Here is a 14,856-nt window from a genome sequence, read left to right as displayed (position 1 = left end):
AGTGCGACCAACCATTTCGAAAGAGAGGTTTCTTTTGTACATTCAATATAATATGGACCAAATTTGCTTGCCATTGGATTTAACCGAAACAGCTTCAGCAGGACGGACCGGAAAGCGACCTTCATGCCTGGGAACTACTGGGTAGACTTCCACGGACCGGGCTTGTGGCTGATTATCAAATCCTCTATAATTAAAAAAAATCCCGTTCCTTCTGCGAACAGAAGGAACGGGATGGTTATTAAACGGGATTAGAATACTTGAATTACTTCTTCAACGCCTTCGACTTCTTCGACGAGGGCACGTTCAATCCCGGCTTTGAGTGTGATAGTGGAGCTTGGGCAGCTGCCGCATGCACCCATGAGCTTTAACTTCACAATGCCGTCTTCAACGTCAATCAGTTCCACGTCACCGCCATCGCGCTGCAGGAACGGACGAAGTTTATCAAGCACTTCCAGTACTTCATCATACATGGTGGCGCTTTGTACATTCTCACTCATTTCTAGGGTCACTCCTTTCGTATGTTTATTATAGTACAAAAAGTTAAAAAATAAAATGGTTAGGACAGAATAAGGAGATCATTATGAGGCCAATTATTGAATTTTGTGCCAGCAACATCGGTCATGGCACTGCAGCATTAATGAAAAAACTCGAACAAAACCCCGATTACGACACCTTGGAATACGGCTGCCTGAACAATTGCGGCCAATGTTATCTGATGCCCTTCGCCATGGTTGACGGCGAAATTGTAGAGGCGGCCACTCCGGAAGAGCTGGAAGCCGCCATTGAAGCCAAGATCAAGGAGCTGGAAGCCTGGGACAATCTGGAGCTTGATTAACGCACGCGCCTGACCTCTAACCGAAGTGGCGTTTGGACATCCACAGCACACCGCTCTTCAGCAGGCGGGGCACCCGGCCCATAACGGACCGGCGGCCCATCAGGCCGAAGCCGGCGTTTTTGCCCAGGGACCCGAGGGTGCCCTTGAGGCGGATCTTGTGCAGCTTCGGGGTATCGCCGCGCCATAAGGCCTGAAGGATCTGCCCCACCTGCTCACCTTGTGCCCCCGCCGCCTGTGCACTCGGGGCGAAAGGAAGGCTGGCGCAGTCTCCGATCACATACACCTCTGGATAGTCAGGCACCTGGTAATGCCCACTGAGGAGAATCCGGCCTCCACGGTCCTTGGGGAGCTCCAGCTTCTGTACCACCTGAACAGGCTGAATGCCTGCGGTCCATACTGTAACATCAGTAGCGATAGCTTGTGTACCATTATAGATGGCATCCTTTTCAACATGAGAGACGGAAATATTCCCCCGCGTCTCCACGTGATGCTCATTAAACCATTCCTCAACATACTTTGACAGTCTGGCCGGAAAAGAGGACAATACCCGCTCTCCCCGGTCCAGAATGGCAATATTCAGATCCGGTCTGCTCTCACGCAGCTCTGCCGCAAGCTCTACTCCGCTAAGCCCCCCGCCTACAATATTAACCGTACCATAAGGCTTCACATTATTCAGATTCCGGTAAGTTTCCCGTGTGCCGGCAAGACTCTGAATGCTGCAAGTATACTGATCTGCGCCGGGGATATGATGATAATTATCCGTACAACCCAGTGCAATAGCGAGGATATCGTAAGAAATCGGCTCACCCGATTCCAGGAACACCACTCTGCTGTCCAGTTCGATCGAGCTCACTTCTCCATAACGGACCGACATCCGGGGATGTACCGGGAATTGAATCCGCAGATGATAATCGGCAACCGTACCTGCGGCAAGCGCATAATATTCGGTCTTGATCCCTTGATAAGGCATGCGGTCAATCAAAATGATTTCCACATCCGCGGGAAGATGGTTGTCCAGCAATTCTTGTATGAGGGCTAGGCCGCCATAGCCGCCGCCGAGAACAAGCAGTGTTCGCATACTGACCGATCATCCTTTCGAATAGAAACTATAACCGGAGATTCCGGCTGGCATTATTCGTATACTTTGATCTCATTATAGAATGTGTCACGCTCAACCGGTATCCGCCCGGCTCCTTTGACCAGCCAAATCAATTCGTCGCGGGTCAGGCCTTCCGGAGTTAAGGCACCGGCAGCGTGGCTGATACGCTCTTTCAGGATGGTGCCGTGGACATCCGAAGCGCCAAAGCTGAGGGCTACCTGGGTCAGCTGTGCTCCTATGTTAATGAAGTAAGCTTTAATGTGGTCAAAGTTGTCCAGCATGAGCCGGCTTACCGCAATGGTCTTCAAATCCTCATAGGCCGAGTTACGGCGCATGATTCCGGCATTTTTGTTCTTGGGCTGCATGGATAATGGAATGAATACCATAAAGCCGTTTGTCTCATCCTGCAGCTCGCGGATTTGCAGCATATGGCGGATGCGGTCCTCACGCGACTCAATGGAACCGTAAAGCATCGTGGTGTGCGTCTTCATGCCAAGCTTGTGCGCTGTCCGGTGGACTTCCAGGTACTCTTCGACATTGGCCTTGTCGACACGCATTTTTTTGCGGTATTGGTCGGATAAGATCTCTGCACCGCCGCCTGTAAGTGTCTTAAGGCCCGCTGCCCGCAGCTGCTCCAGGACTTCACGAATGCTCAGCCCGCTGATCCGGGTGAAAAAGTCGATTTCAGCCGCCGTATATGCTTTGAGGGTCACATCCGGAAAACGTTCATTTAGTGCTTTTAGTGAATCAACATAGTACTGAAAGGGGACGTTATCATTATGTCCGCCGACGATGTGGAATTCGCGCACGCCGGGATGAATATGCTGTTCGACATATTGCACCATTTCCTGACCGGAAAGGGTATACGCGCCTTCTTCTCCCTCATCTTTGCGGAAATTGCAGAAAGCACAACGCGACTCGCAGACATTGGTGAAATATAGGCTCATATTTTCGATAAAATATACCTTGTTTCCGTTCTTGCGCTGGTTCACTTCGTTTGCGAGCTGACCTATGGTAAGCAGATCGTTGCTCTCATATAAATAAACGCCGTCTTCCAGATTTAATCGTTCGCCACCGCGAACTTTTTCAATAATAGTCGCCATTCTGGCGTCGGTAGGGGGGGTAATCAGAGTAGACATATTATTTCCTCCTGAAGTTTTACATGGCAAAAAGGCATTGCGGGATGATTCCGGGACGAACTCCGAAGCGGGCAGCCGTCCAACTTATGGACAAAAGGTTACAATAACCTCCGTGACAAAATTCCGAATTTTTACCGGATGCAGCTTTTCCTATTATAAACCTCTCTCAGAAGGGGAGCAACAGTTGCAGCCCAATGAAGGGGTTTGGAATATTTGACTCCGGGGGGCGAAGTTATCACTTGAGGGCAAAGGAATAGTGGAGTATACTTATTTTTATATAGAAAATAACTTTTGGCCGGAAGGCCCTATAATACGGAGCCTGGTTTGTGACTGGGAAGCGGGCTCACATCATTTTCAGGAGGGTTCAGATTATGATTACTATCAGCGAAACGGCGGCGGGACAACTGAAATCCATGCTGGCCGAACAAGAAGTGCCGGACATGTTCCTCCGTATTGGCGTAACGCCGGGCGGCTGCAGCGGTTTCTCCTATGCAATGGGATTTGACGATAATGAGAGCGACCAGGATGTGTACATGGACATCGAAGGCATGAAGGTTGTGGTGGAGAAGGAGAACCTCCGCTACCTGGATGGGCTGGAGATCGACTTCGAAGAATCCGGCATGACCGGCGGCTTCACCATCAACAACCCGAACGCCACAGCAACCTGCGGTTGCGGCTCAAGCTTCAGAACGGCGCTTGATGCCGGCAAGCCGAATGAGGAGCCTTGTTAAGAGGTGAATATCTAAGGATTATAGAGGGCTGTCTCCAACGCCATGTAAATGGCTGCTGAGACGGCCCTTTTATTTATTAGGTGGGAAGTTCCAGCCGTGCCTGGGTGGAAGCAGCGCGACCGCTGAACAGGGTACCCCCAAATAAAAAAGTGCCCCGCAGCCACATGGCTTGCAGGACACCCCTCAGTAATGCGCTTACAATCAGGCCGGGATAATGAACTTGTAATTAATCATGAATACGACCATAGCTGCTGCGCCAAGCGAGAAGGCGATACAGCCTGCCCCCAGTAATCTGCGGCGGTCCTTGATGAACTTGAAGCCGATGGCGCAGACCAGGATGGTAACTCCGGCCAGGACGACAGACATGCCCACCATAGCCACCCAATATAGAACCTCGAAAAACTCAGCCACGTGGAAGTACCTCCCTAAGTATGCGGATGCTCCTGTTTGTTCCGCAAGTCATATAACTTTACTATACGATACCCTTTTCGGTTTGAAAAGCAAGAAATCGGGGAGGCGGGCTCTGAACGTATTGCATTTGCTGTCGTCTCCGCCCGAATACGCGAACGCCGGAGATAAATGCGGTATTTAGGCGAAGGCCTAAGGGCGAACGGTGCCCCGCGCATCTGCCTTTTTTTGCGGGAGGCCCGGATTGAGGGACAATCATACAGGAGGGCGCGGCCTTCTCTGAGTAATCTATACGGTAGGTCGTGCAAACTGAAAGGAGAGGGAGGAAGATGGCGGGAAGACAACTGGCCAGCAAGTGGCTGAAAACCGAAGCGCTGCTTAGCGATGCAAGGGTTGCCGGTTACATTCCGAGAACGAAGGGATACAGTGCAGCAGGATTGCTGGCGATGCTGAGCAGATATGGAAATGTGGTCATCAAACCGGTGGTTGGAGGCGGAGGTTACGGGGTCATTAAGGTATTCCGGGACCGGCGCGGATATGGCTTTACTTACATGGACAGAACACGGGTGTACCGGGATTTTCGCTCGATGCGCCGGGCGCTTGATGCTGTGAAGGTAAGAAGAAGATACTTGATTCAGCAAGGGATATCCCTGGCCCGCATTTCAGGGCGTCCGATTGATTACCGGGTCAAAGTAGTGAAGAATGGCGGGGCGTGGGAATTTCGTTCCATGGTGGGCCGGCTGGCCCGTCCCGGACTGTTCGTCACCAATTTGTGCAAGGGAGGCTCCATGCTGACCTGCCGCCAGGGCCTGCGGCAATCATTGCCCAGCATTAGAGCCGGGGCGAAAAAAGCGGAGATGCGCCGGCTCACACGGGTCTGTATCGAATTGATGGAGAGACACTTTCCGGGAGTGGGAGAACTGGGCTTCGATTATGCCGTGGACCATACAGGAAAGATATGGATTTTGGAAGTAAATACCCGCCCGCAATAATTACACATTTTTTAAGATTTGACGATAATAACAGTAGTAGGCTAAAATAGCGTTTAGTTGTGTTTCAAACCTCGTAATAATCTGTAAAATATGACAAATATCAAAATATTTTTGTGGTTTAGTAGAGGACGCTGACCTGTGTATAACTATTATCCCCATTGTTCACCGCATAGCTGTAGCCTTCTTAACCCTTACTCACATATTATGCACAGGATCTCCACATCTGCTTGTGGATAATGGGAACGCTTGTTCGAAAGTTGATAGTTTGCTATGATAGAAAAGGATCCAAATAAAGGAAAGGTAGGTGAACGTTATGGTTGAATTGTCTGATGAGATGCTTCTTGACTCTTACCACAGAGCGATAGAACTGCAGTTAGAGCATGATTTCATCGCTCTTTTACTCGTTGAAATTCGCAAACGGAACTTACACTCTCCAGTTCATGCGGTTCTTCATTAAGGCTGCAAGAAAGGGTCTTTACAGCAGCTGTATATAATCAAACCGCAAAGAAACACCAATAGGGTGCCCTCCCAGTGTGACGCGAAGTCAGCTGTGAGGACACCCTTTTATTTGTTGTGCAAGCACTGGTTATAAATCCGGTATTAGAGCTTCAGATTGCTGCTGTGTCCCGGTGACAGCTTGGCATCAGGGTCAAGATAGACCTTGGCGTTGTTGACAGCGGTTGGGGCTTCGCCAAATCCTACAGCGATCAGCTTCAGCTTGCCGGGATACGTAGTGATGTCGCCGGCGGCAAAGATACCGGGTACATTTGTCTCCATACGTGAATCCACCACGATGGAGTTGCTCTCAATCTTGATGCCCCACTCTGCAATGGGCCCGAGGGAGGAGATAAATCCGAAATTGACGATTACACTATCCACCTCAAGCTCCTGTGTTTCTTTGGTCTTGATATGGGACAAGGTCACCTTGGTAATGAATTCCTCCCCGTGCAGTTCGGTGATCTCGGTGGGGGTAACTACATTCACTTTGGAAGCCATCAGCTTCTCCACACTGTGTTCATGTGCACGGAATTTATCCCGGCGATGGATCAGGGTGACTTGCTCGGCGATGGGCTCCAGCATAAGTGCCCAGTCTACGGCAGAGTCGCCGCCGCCGCTGATCAGCACCTTTTTATCTTTAAACGCATTGAGGTCGCTGACAAAATAATGCAGATTGGCTTTCTCGAAACGCTGAGCCTCAGGCAGTTCCAGACGCCGGGGTTCGAAGGCGCCCACCCCTGCAGTAATGATGACCGCTTTGCTGTGGTACTCTGCTTTATCGGTAGTCACCACAAAGTGGCGTTCATCGCGTTTTTGGACCGATACCACCTTCTCTTCCAGGCGGATATCGGTCTGGAACAGATCCATTTGCCGGGACAGATTGTCCACAAGCTCCTGCGCCGTCACTTTGGGGAAACCGGCTACATCGTAAATATATTTCTCGGGATAAAGAGCAGCGAGCTGTCCTCCCAGTTGGGGCATGCTTTCAATAAGTGTTACCGAAGCCTGACGCATTCCACCATAAAATGCGGCAAACATGCCGGCCGGACCGCCGCCTATAATTAGCATATCGCTCATAGGGACGTTGGATTCCTCTAATGTCACGGGATACTGCACCTCCAAGTTGATAGTTTCAATTTGCCGTACTTGTATACCTACTCATTATAAACTTAGAGGCATGTGCCTGCAAAGGCTTTGCTTTTCCTAAAATTGTGACGTTTTTTTGTATTATTTAATTTGATTAAAACCACACTAAGGTTTACAATAGATATGGTCATTTTAGATTTCCTTTAAGTTTGATTGGAAATTCCTCTATATTTAAGTGTATAATTTCACAAAAAGATTCACAAAAAATAACACATAGACAGATCCACCTGTTGGAAGGAGCCGGAAGATGAGCAGTATTCCCAAAATCGTAATCTTAGGCGCCGGGTACGGAGGTATTTTAACCGCCCAGCGTTTGCAAAAGGCCTTGAACTACAATGAGGCTGATGTGACACTAGTGAACCGCCATGAGTATCACTATTTCACTACCCACCTGCATATGCCTGCAGCCGGAACGGACAGCGTTGAGCATACAAGGGTGTCCATTTCCAAGCTGATTGATGAATTCAAAATTGATCTGGTTAAATCATCCGTACAGGAAATCCGTACCCAGCAGAAGAAAGTAATTCTGGAGGACGGTACCCTTTCCTATGATTACCTGGTTATCGCACTTGGCGGAGAACCGGAAACCTTCGGTATTCCGGGTCTTGATAAATATGCAATGACCATCCGCAGCATCAACTCTGTGCGTCTGATCCGTGAGCACATCGAATATCAGTTTGCCAAGTATAAGAACGACAACAGTGCCCAGGAGCACATCAATTTTGTCATCGGCGGCGCCGGTTTCAGCGGTATTGAATTCGTAGCCGAATTAGCGGACCGGGTTCCGGGCCTGTGCAAAGAATATGATGTTGATCCAAGTATGGTAAATATATATAACGTAGAGGCTGCTCCTACCGCTCTGCCGGGCTTTGCTCCTGAGCTGGTTGAACATGCCATGAACGTGCTGACAAAGAAGGGTGTTACCTTCAAGATGGGCGTAGCGATCAAGGAGTGTCTGCCGAACGCTGTAATTCTGGCAACCGGTGAAGAGATCAAAGCCTCGACCATTGTCTGGACAGGCGGTATCCGCGGGAACCGTCTGATTGAAGCCGCAGGTTTTGAAGCTATGCGTGGGCGTGTGAAAGTGGATGAGTTCCTGCGCGCGCCTGGACATGACAACATCTTCATTATTGGAGACGGCTCCCTGATGATTAACCCGGAAGGACGCCCTTATCCGCCAACCGCCCAAATTGCGATGCAGCAGGGTGAGTGCTGTGCGCATAATCTGGTCGCCTCAATCCGCAACCAGCAGCCGAAGAAATTTGTCTTCAGCAATAAAGGAACAGTAGCTTCCCTGGGCAAGGGACAAGGTATTGCTGTTGTCGGCGACAAGACGTACAAAGGCTGGACAGCGGCTCAATTGAAGAAAGTCGTGGATATGCGCTATCTGTTTATTATCGGCGGCATTCCGCTTGTACTCAAAAAAGGCAGATTCCGTTAAGATGCGTCATTGCAGCGTACAGGTACGGGGCCTGCTGACACGTGAAGAGCTGGACCGATATAACGGTCTAATCGAGGTGGGCTCCTATCTGGAGGATCAAAGCCGTTACGATTTGGCTTATACGATTCAGAAAGAGATCGACCTGCTCATTCTTCCGGGGATTGAACGGCTGAAAGAAAAAGGACGGGCCCGTGACCGGGCTACGGCGGATTATCTGGAAAGCCTGCGCAAGAATGATGATGACAGCGAAGACGATGATTGAGCAGGGCACTTCTGCGGTGTACCGAACGCAAGAAATTGTAATTTAAAAAGGCTATTCCACGGTCCCCGACCGTGGAATAGCCTTTTTTTTTGAACTGTACTGAACCTTTTTCGGACTCGGGACGAATACATACATGAAATCACGCATGAGGAGGGAAGAACCTTGAGAGAGCTGGACATCACTCCTTGGGTGGAAGGGCTGGCCGCAGGCGATCAAGAGGCGTTTCGCCGGGTTTACGAGGCGACGGTTCAAGATGTATACCGGACGGCAACCTTTCTGCTCGGGAATCCGCGGGATGTGGAGGATGTCATGAATGAAGTATATATGAAGCTGTGGACCTCGATTGCAGGGTATGATTCAAACCGGCCGTTCCGGCATTGGCTGCACGGGATTGTGGTGCGGCAGGTGCAGGACTGGAGGCGAAAGACGTGGAGAAGATTCCGCCTTTTTGAACGCAAAGCGATGCTCGAAGTGGAAAGAGTGCAGATGGCCCCCGATACCTCCATTGTCCTTCATGAAACAAGCAGGGAGATGCTGGAGGCGATTCAGGGCTTATCCTATAAACTGCGTGTAGTTGTGATCTTACGCTACTACCATGATTACAGCCTGAACGAGATTGCAGGCATCCTCGACATTCCTCTGGGAACCGTGAAATCAAGACATCACCTGGCGTTGAAGGCATTACGGGAGCACGCCGTGTTGTTAATGGATGATAAGGAGGAGCCGTATTATGTCCATTGAAGAACAGATGAGGCACCGTTTGCAGCAGACGGCAGCAGATATGAAATGTCCGGATGATCTGTATGAGCGGGTCTGGGCTTCAAGCGGGAAGCATATCCCGAAGCGGCTCTCCCGGAAAGAGGCTGCCCGCAGAGGCCGTATTTACCGTAAACCGGTGGTAGCCCTGATAGTGGCGGCAGCCCTATTTCTAATCGTGGTCGCTTCGGGTTTTGTGTCCCCGGTGATGGCCAAATCGCTGAAATCGATTCCGCTGGTGAACGGGATTTTCAAGCTGGCTGGCGATCTGGGGCTTAAGACAGCGGCCGAGAAGGGACTGACAGAAGAGGTGCACTACAGCGATTCCCATGACGGAATTACTGTAAATGTGAAGGAGGTGATGTATGACGGAATCCGTGCAGTGGTTGCTATTCAGAGGGAGGCGCCCGGAACTGAAAGTTACTTTCATGGGAATTATAGGGGTGCGGATGGCACAATAGTTGTGGAACCGGAAGGCACAAAAGCGGTGCTAAGGAATGTAAAGCTGTATGCAAACGGAGAAGCCTTGAATCAGACTCTAGATGATCCTGCAAACCCATCACCGGAGCGGGGTGCTGTGACTTGGGTGGATGGGGGGAATGCCGACTCGGTTCTGATCAATTTTATGGAATTGTCCAAGCCGGGACAGGAACTGCCGAAGCTGCCGGAATCTTTCGGGCTGACATTGGAACTGACCCTGAGCGGAGTTGAAGAGGTTTATACCATAGAGGTCCCTGTTAAGAAAAATACAAACAATGTGGTCGTATCCCCGGAAATAAGCAAAGAATACGATGGGATTCAGATCACGTTAGTGAAGGCGGAATTATCGCCGATCTCAACGAAAATCACTTTGGCTGCCAAAGCTGCGGACCATGAATCTGCAGAGTATACGGGTCTGGGAGCAGGGGGAGAGCTGAGCAAAATTCAGTATGAGCTGTTCGATGAGCAGGGCCAAATGCTTGGTCAGCTTTCCAGTCAAGGGGAATACAGGCAGAAGGCACCCGTTCTGTATCAGGATCTGATCTATGAGCCGTTTGCTTCCACACCCCGGCAGTTCACCATTAGACCCTACCTGTATGTGTTCAAAGACGGCAAGGCCAGCGGGGAGTTCAAGCTGGATGAACACGGGATGCCGCTCAAAAATTACATTAAGGAGCTTGAGATGACCGTGCAGGTCCCTTAATCTCTAAATTCAACGGAATGCTGATAATTATACTACTTAGGAGGAAACAAATAATGAAGAAAATGAAAATGGCTTTAACTTCTGCTATGGCGGTCAGCTTATTGATGGGTACAGTCTCTTATGCGGCAACAGGCGCAGTCTCTGGTCAATCCGTCATCCCTACTGCCACAGCTTCAGCGGCCGCCAAGACCCCTGCAACTGCTAAAGGTTCTTTCCTTACTGCCGGTGATCTGGGGCTGCAAATTGCCGAGACCAAAGGACTGGCCGCCGTATCCGGCCTGAGCGATACCCAAAGCGGAATGACCGTCAGTGTATCCCAGCTTCTGTACGACGGAACACGTCTGGCGGTGACGCTCAACCGGAATGCTACGGAAATGCTCACCCATTTTGCAGGAAGCTACAAGGATTCCAAAGGTAACATAGCAGTGGAGCCGGAGGGTGCCAAGGGCGTCATTAAAAAGCTGGAATGGTTCATCAATCAACAGACGCCGGATGGCCGGACCGAAAGTTATCCATTGGATTCCGTGTATACCGCAGGCGCGGACAATCAGTCTGTTTTGGTGAGAGTCACCGATTATTCCAATTCCGGACTGAACGGGCAAGTCCCGCTGCCGGAGAAATTTACAATTAAATTGAAGCTGACGGTTGCAGGGATTGAGGAACCGTTCAACATCAGCATTCCCGTTACCAAAATAGGCAACAGTATTGTGCTGAAGCCGGCTGCCACCAAAACCTTCGATGGAGTGGGTGTAACCTTCAACAAAGCAGAATTAACTCCTTTTACTACAAGGGTAGCCATTTCAGCCCAGGGATTGCCGGGGAAAGTATCCAAACGTTTCGGGACCGGCGCTGCAGCCCTCTCTGCTATTGGGTATGATGTATTTGATGACCAAGGCAAGGCGCTTAAGTTTATTGGCGGCCAGGGAAGCCCTGAGCTAAGCACAAGCAACAAATCTAATCAGGACTTGTTATTCGAGCCTTTTATTACAACACCTAAATTCATTACGGTTAAACCGTATCTCAACGTATTTAAAGACGGGAAACAAACCGGGGAGTACCTGCTGGACAGCAAGGGTATGCCAGTGAGGGAGTACATTAAAGAGCTGGAGATCAAAGTGCCGGTGAAGAAATAAGCCGTTCCGAAAAAACGATCTGAAAAAAGGGATGTCCCGTGGCCGTAATGGCTTTGGGGCATCCCTGTTTATGTCAGCATGGTGCAGCTTGGACTAAAGCTTTAGAAACTCCTCAAAGCTCTCCGGCGTCAGCAGGTTCCCCACATAGAAAGGCCCGAACTCGCCGTAACGGGCGCTGACTTCGTCAAAGCGCATCTCGTACACCAGCTTCTTGAACTGCAGTGCATCCTCGGCGAAGAGCGTCACACCCCACTCCCAGTCGTCGAAGCCAACGGAGCCGGTAATGATCTGCTTGACCTTGCCGGCGTAGCCGCGTCCGATTAGGCCATGGGTTCTCATCAGCTCGCGGCGCTTGTCCATATCAAGCATGTACCAGTTATCGGCCAGCTCGCGTTTCTTGTTCATCGGATAGAAGCAGATATGCGCCGCTTGCGGCAGTATCGGCTTCAGTCTGGAGATTACATGCGGATTCTGCATCGGATCTCCGCCGTCGCCTCCGGCTGCAAGATAATTGCTAAGCTCAACAATACTCACGTAGGAGTATGCTTTGGTGGTGTATTGGGCAAAGGCTGTTTTATTGAAGGCGGTCTCAAGCTTGTTCAGGGCTTCCAGGCTCTCACGCAGGTACATCAGGACGAAATCCGCCTTTTGGCCGACAATGGAGTAGACAGCGGAGCTTCCTTCCTTGGCTTCCTCGACAGGTCCCCATTCTTGCATAAAAGCGTGCAGCTCCTCCAGAGCTACGGCACGTTCCTCATCATCGGCAGCCGTCCAGGCTGTCCAATTCAGAGAGCGGAAGTCGTGGAGGGCGTACCAGCCTTCCAGGGTCAAAGCAGCTTCATTCATGATCTCACTCCTTAAAAGTTTTACAAAGCCTAAGCTTCGCTGAAATTACTTCGTGTAAAACTTGGCTTCGGAAGCATATGCTTAGTTTTACAAAGCCTAAGCTTCGCTGAAATTACTTCGTGTAAAACTTGGCTTCGAAAGCATATGCTTAGTTTTACAAAGCCTATATGTATCCGATTAATCTATAAGCATTGTATCGCATGCAGACTGCCCAGAGCAAACCGGGAGGGTCAAAAAAGTGCCGGGTACACAATAAAGTTCATTGCTTCGTGACATTTTTTCTAGTAAACTTACTACTAGCTCGTATAAGATGTGCGGTTCTTTATAGAGAGGGGTGAAGACGGCAGATGGGATTTATTCCTGTATTCGTTTTGGCCGTTTTATTCTTTGTCATGATGTTCGGGATTGGCTTTATTCTTAACATGTTAATGAAGACAACCTGGTTTCCCGCTTATCTGTTCGTAATTGTGATTCTCCCGGTTGTGGTGTACTCCATCTGGGACCGGAATGCCATGTCGCTGTGGGAGCATCTGTCCACCTTTCAGGTCGTGGATTACCTTACGGGAATCGCCGGCCTTGCCGGAGCAGTGCTCAGCGGATGGACCATCCAGAAGCTGCGGATCGGCGGCTACAAAATGTTCTAATTCCAAAGCTATTCATGAAAGCGGCTTCCCTAGGGAAGGCCGTTTTCTTTGACTTCTCCAATATCCATAAGTTTCCTAAGGAGAATGAATGTTCTGCGAAAAACGTCGAAATTGGGCTTTATTTTACATTTCCGGCGGAGATTTTTGTGATAGAATAGAAATCTACATGAATTCGTGTAAACAAGGGGGGTGGTATCCGCAGATGCGCATGAGCCATTTACATCATTATACCGAGCATCATCGCTACTGCGTTTCCCGCGAATTCGGGCTTAGTGTGATTGACGGCCGGATGCTTAGTTCTGTATATCAGCCTATGGTAGGCGCATTCGCCATCAGTCTGTACCGGCTGCTGTTTGAGCATGTCCCGGCTGAGACTATTGGCTATTCCGGAGTGGAGCAGCAGCGCAGGCTCTTTATGACACTGGGTGTGGAGCCGAACGAGAAGGGCCGCAAATATTTAATTGATCAGTGTTCCCGGCTGGAGGCGGTAGGACTGCTGCAGACCTGTCGAATCTATGTGCCGGAGACTGATGACTATATGTACGAATATGAGCTGATGCCGCCGCTGTCGCCGGCTGATTTTTTTGCCACCCAGCATCTGACGCTGCTCTTGCGCGACAAGATCGGCAAATTTGCCGTGTTGTCCCTCCGGGAGCAGTTCTGGAACCGCGAGCCGGAGGAGTGGAGCCGCAGATCGATTGGCAAAGAGAATATTTCATTGCCCTTTTACGATATTTTTCAGCTGAATACACATGTGATTGACTATGAGCTAGAGCAGGCCTTGGCCGAGGTGGCATCGGTCCGGCAGCCGGGCATGCGTGAAACAGGTGAGCCGGCGATTGGCTACAGCGATATTATCCTGCGATTCCCGCGGGAATCGGCCAACAGGGGTCATGTGGAGAAGCTGCGCTTTGACCATGCCCAAATGGGGGTCATTAATTATGTGGCCCACAAATACGAGCTTGGCCCGCAGGACCTTAGCCGTCTGCTGGACGAAGACGGGGTCTTCTCGCCGGATGGCGAGGTCATTCTGGATGCGCTGCAGTATAAGGCCAGCCAGCATTTCCGCCAGGATATGAGGCGCCAGGAGAAGCGGGAAATTGCTGCAGCCAAGGTGATTTCCATCCGTGCTGCTTCCGCAGAGGAGGGGGATGATTCCAGTGCTCCTCCGGAGCAGCCTGTCGAGATGGAGTATTATGTAGAGGTGCCTCCGCAATTTTTGTCCAAGTGTGACATTCACCAGTATAATATGATGCTGCGCAACGAACCTTATACACGGCTTTTGCAGACCTTTTTTCCGGGGACTGTGCCAGGGCATCTGATGGACATGTTCGAGAAAATCGATCTGAACTACAAGCTGTCGGGGGAAGTTATTAATGTCCTTATTCATTATTTGATGACCATGGTGGCCTCCGGCGGGGAACAGCGCATGAACCGCAACTTTGTGGAGGCGATCGCTTCCAATATGCTGGTGAAACAGGTGAATACGTACGAGAAAGCGGTCCGCTATATCCGGGACCAGTCCAAAGTAAAAGGCAAAGGGGCGGCCGCCGGGACCCCTGCTTCCGCAGGGAGCCGCACGCGCTCCTATGCCAAAAATGCCGGACGGTCCGGCAAGCCCGAGATTCCCATTGTGCTGGATGATGGCAGTGCAGGGACCGTATCCGATGAAGAATTCGCGGCGATGATGAAAAAAGCGGCCGAAATTAAGGCCAGCAAGAAATCGAAAGCGCCGTAAAGAAA

Annotated in this window: 17 protein-coding genes; 11 read left to right on the top strand and 6 right to left on the bottom strand. The window is 50.4% G+C overall.

Features of this window, described 5'->3' with window-relative positions; genetic code table 11:
- Window positions 1-248 precede the first annotated feature (248 nt).
- Window positions 249-497: a NifU family protein gene (locus IEY53_RS01050; protein ID WP_039307240.1), complete on the bottom strand. Its 249-nt coding sequence runs from the start codon at window positions 495-497 to the stop codon at window positions 249-251.
- Window positions 498-580: 83 nt separating this feature from the next.
- Here IEY53_RS01050 and IEY53_RS01045 point away from each other — a divergent pair, with 83 nt between their 5' ends.
- A complete protein-coding gene (locus IEY53_RS01045; RefSeq protein WP_189021762.1) occupies window positions 581-835 on the top strand; it encodes a YuzB family protein in 255 nt (84 codons plus the stop codon).
- Window positions 836-851: 16 nt separating this feature from the next.
- On the opposite strand, the gene IEY53_RS01040 is transcribed toward IEY53_RS01045, so the two are convergent.
- Both IEY53_RS01040 and mqnE read right to left on the bottom strand, forming a co-directional pair.
- Complete coding sequence (locus IEY53_RS01040; RefSeq protein ID WP_189021761.1) at window positions 852-1,913, bottom strand: NAD(P)/FAD-dependent oxidoreductase; 1,062 nt, start codon at window positions 1,911-1,913, stop codon at window positions 852-854.
- A 53-nt stretch (window positions 1,914-1,966) separates the two neighbouring features.
- Window positions 1,967-3,073 carry an aminofutalosine synthase MqnE gene (gene mqnE, locus IEY53_RS01035; RefSeq protein ID WP_189021760.1) on the bottom strand — a complete coding sequence of 369 codons (1,107 nt, stop codon included), beginning with the start codon at window positions 3,071-3,073 and terminating at the stop codon, window positions 1,967-1,969.
- Window positions 3,074-3,444: 371 nt separating this feature from the next.
- Here mqnE and IEY53_RS01030 point away from each other — a divergent pair, with 371 nt between their 5' ends.
- Complete coding sequence (locus IEY53_RS01030; protein WP_189021759.1) at window positions 3,445-3,804, top strand: HesB/IscA family protein; 360 nt, start codon at window positions 3,445-3,447, stop codon at window positions 3,802-3,804.
- Window positions 3,805-4,005: 201 nt separating this feature from the next.
- On the opposite strand, the gene IEY53_RS01025 is transcribed toward IEY53_RS01030, so the two are convergent.
- A complete protein-coding gene (locus IEY53_RS01025) occupies window positions 4,006-4,215 on the bottom strand; it encodes a hypothetical protein (protein WP_189021758.1) in 210 nt (69 codons plus the stop codon).
- A 326-nt stretch (window positions 4,216-4,541) separates the two neighbouring features.
- Between IEY53_RS01025 and IEY53_RS01020 the strand changes: the two genes are divergently transcribed.
- On the top strand, window positions 4,542-5,204 hold the full coding sequence (locus IEY53_RS01020; protein WP_189021757.1) for a YheC/YheD family protein: 663 nt from the start codon (window positions 4,542-4,544) through the stop codon (window positions 5,202-5,204).
- A gap of 313 nt (window positions 5,205-5,517) precedes the next feature.
- Window positions 5,518-5,661, top strand: a complete 144-nt coding sequence (locus IEY53_RS01015) for a sporulation histidine kinase inhibitor Sda (protein WP_036685584.1) — start codon at window positions 5,518-5,520, stop codon at window positions 5,659-5,661.
- A 143-nt stretch (window positions 5,662-5,804) separates the two neighbouring features.
- On the opposite strand, the gene IEY53_RS01010 is transcribed toward IEY53_RS01015, so the two are convergent.
- Window positions 5,805-6,779, bottom strand: coding sequence for an NAD(P)/FAD-dependent oxidoreductase (locus IEY53_RS01010; RefSeq protein ID WP_189021756.1), 975 nt, complete (start codon window positions 6,777-6,779; stop codon window positions 5,805-5,807).
- Window positions 6,780-7,095: 316 nt separating this feature from the next.
- Between IEY53_RS01010 and IEY53_RS01005 the strand changes: the two genes are divergently transcribed.
- The 5 genes from IEY53_RS01005 (at window position 7,096) to IEY53_RS00985 (ending at window position 11,623) form a co-directional block, all read left to right on the top strand.
- Window positions 7,096-8,289, top strand: coding sequence for an NAD(P)/FAD-dependent oxidoreductase (locus IEY53_RS01005; protein ID WP_189021755.1), 1,194 nt, complete (start codon window positions 7,096-7,098; stop codon window positions 8,287-8,289).
- A gap of 1 nt (window position 8,290) precedes the next feature.
- Window positions 8,291-8,551, top strand: coding sequence for a hypothetical protein (locus tag IEY53_RS01000; protein WP_189021754.1), 261 nt, complete (start codon window positions 8,291-8,293; stop codon window positions 8,549-8,551).
- A gap of 162 nt (window positions 8,552-8,713) precedes the next feature.
- Complete coding sequence (locus tag IEY53_RS00995) at window positions 8,714-9,292, top strand: sigma-70 family RNA polymerase sigma factor (RefSeq protein ID WP_189021753.1); 579 nt, start codon at window positions 8,714-8,716, stop codon at window positions 9,290-9,292.
- A complete protein-coding gene (locus IEY53_RS00990) occupies window positions 9,282-10,490 on the top strand; it encodes a DUF4179 domain-containing protein (RefSeq protein WP_189021752.1) in 1,209 nt (402 codons plus the stop codon). Before IEY53_RS00995 ends, IEY53_RS00990 begins: the two co-directional genes overlap by 11 nt.
- 53 nt (window positions 10,491-10,543) lie before the next feature.
- On the top strand, window positions 10,544-11,623 hold the full coding sequence (locus tag IEY53_RS00985) for a DUF5643 domain-containing protein (protein WP_189021751.1): 1,080 nt from the start codon (window positions 10,544-10,546) through the stop codon (window positions 11,621-11,623).
- Window positions 11,624-11,716: 93 nt separating this feature from the next.
- On the opposite strand, the gene hemQ is transcribed toward IEY53_RS00985, so the two are convergent.
- The gene (gene hemQ / locus IEY53_RS00980; RefSeq protein ID WP_189021750.1) at window positions 11,717-12,469 is read right to left on the bottom strand and encodes a hydrogen peroxide-dependent heme synthase; all 753 of its coding nucleotides are present in this window, start codon (window positions 12,467-12,469) and stop codon (window positions 11,717-11,719) included.
- A gap of 347 nt (window positions 12,470-12,816) precedes the next feature.
- Between hemQ and IEY53_RS00975 the strand changes: the two genes are divergently transcribed.
- Together IEY53_RS00975 and IEY53_RS00970 are read left to right on the top strand one after the other, a co-directional pair.
- The gene (locus IEY53_RS00975; RefSeq protein ID WP_189021749.1) at window positions 12,817-13,113 is read left to right on the top strand and encodes a YuiB family protein; all 297 of its coding nucleotides are present in this window, start codon (window positions 12,817-12,819) and stop codon (window positions 13,111-13,113) included.
- 202 nt (window positions 13,114-13,315) lie between these two features.
- Window positions 13,316-14,851, top strand: coding sequence for a replication initiation and membrane attachment family protein (locus IEY53_RS00970; protein WP_189021886.1), 1,536 nt, complete (start codon window positions 13,316-13,318; stop codon window positions 14,849-14,851).
- Window positions 14,852-14,856 lie beyond the last annotated feature (5 nt).

This window comes from Paenibacillus albidus (assembly GCF_014644435.1).
Taxonomy (GTDB): Bacteria; Bacillota; Bacilli; order Paenibacillales; family Paenibacillaceae; genus Paenibacillus_AQ; species Paenibacillus_AQ albidus.
This window is presented reverse-complemented; position numbering and strand designations above follow the sequence as displayed.

What these genes read in the sequence shown, in the direction of transcription:
- IEY53_RS00990 (WP_189021752.1), top strand. Translation starts at nt 9,282, where the DNA reads ATGTCCATTGAAGAACAGATGAGGCACCGTTTGCAGCAGACGGCAGCA.
- hemQ (WP_189021750.1), bottom strand. Translation starts at nt 12,469, where the DNA reads ATGAATGAAGCTGCTTTGACCCTGGAAGGCTGGTACGCCCTCCACGAC.
- IEY53_RS01015 (WP_036685584.1), top strand. Translation starts at nt 5,518, where the DNA reads ATGGTTGAATTGTCTGATGAGATGCTTCTTGACTCTTACCACAGAGCG.
- mqnE (WP_189021760.1), bottom strand. Translation starts at nt 3,073, where the DNA reads ATGTCTACTCTGATTACCCCCCCTACCGACGCCAGAATGGCGACTATT.
- IEY53_RS01050 (WP_039307240.1), bottom strand. Translation starts at nt 497, where the DNA reads ATGAGTGAGAATGTACAAAGCGCCACCATGTATGATGAAGTACTGGAA.
- IEY53_RS01045 (WP_189021762.1), top strand. Translation starts at nt 581, where the DNA reads ATGAGGCCAATTATTGAATTTTGTGCCAGCAACATCGGTCATGGCACT.
- IEY53_RS00975 (WP_189021749.1), top strand. Translation starts at nt 12,817, where the DNA reads ATGGGATTTATTCCTGTATTCGTTTTGGCCGTTTTATTCTTTGTCATG.
- IEY53_RS01030 (WP_189021759.1), top strand. Translation starts at nt 3,445, where the DNA reads ATGATTACTATCAGCGAAACGGCGGCGGGACAACTGAAATCCATGCTG.
- IEY53_RS01000 (WP_189021754.1), top strand. Translation starts at nt 8,291, where the DNA reads ATGCGTCATTGCAGCGTACAGGTACGGGGCCTGCTGACACGTGAAGAG.
- IEY53_RS00970 (WP_189021886.1), top strand. Translation starts at nt 13,316, where the DNA reads ATGCGCATGAGCCATTTACATCATTATACCGAGCATCATCGCTACTGC.
- IEY53_RS00985 (WP_189021751.1), top strand. Translation starts at nt 10,544, where the DNA reads ATGAAGAAAATGAAAATGGCTTTAACTTCTGCTATGGCGGTCAGCTTA.
- IEY53_RS01010 (WP_189021756.1), bottom strand. Translation starts at nt 6,779, where the DNA reads ATGAGCGATATGCTAATTATAGGCGGCGGTCCGGCCGGCATGTTTGCC.
- IEY53_RS01040 (WP_189021761.1), bottom strand. Translation starts at nt 1,913, where the DNA reads ATGCGAACACTGCTTGTTCTCGGCGGCGGCTATGGCGGCCTAGCCCTC.
- IEY53_RS01020 (WP_189021757.1), top strand. Translation starts at nt 4,542, where the DNA reads ATGGCGGGAAGACAACTGGCCAGCAAGTGGCTGAAAACCGAAGCGCTG.
- IEY53_RS01005 (WP_189021755.1), top strand. Translation starts at nt 7,096, where the DNA reads ATGAGCAGTATTCCCAAAATCGTAATCTTAGGCGCCGGGTACGGAGGT.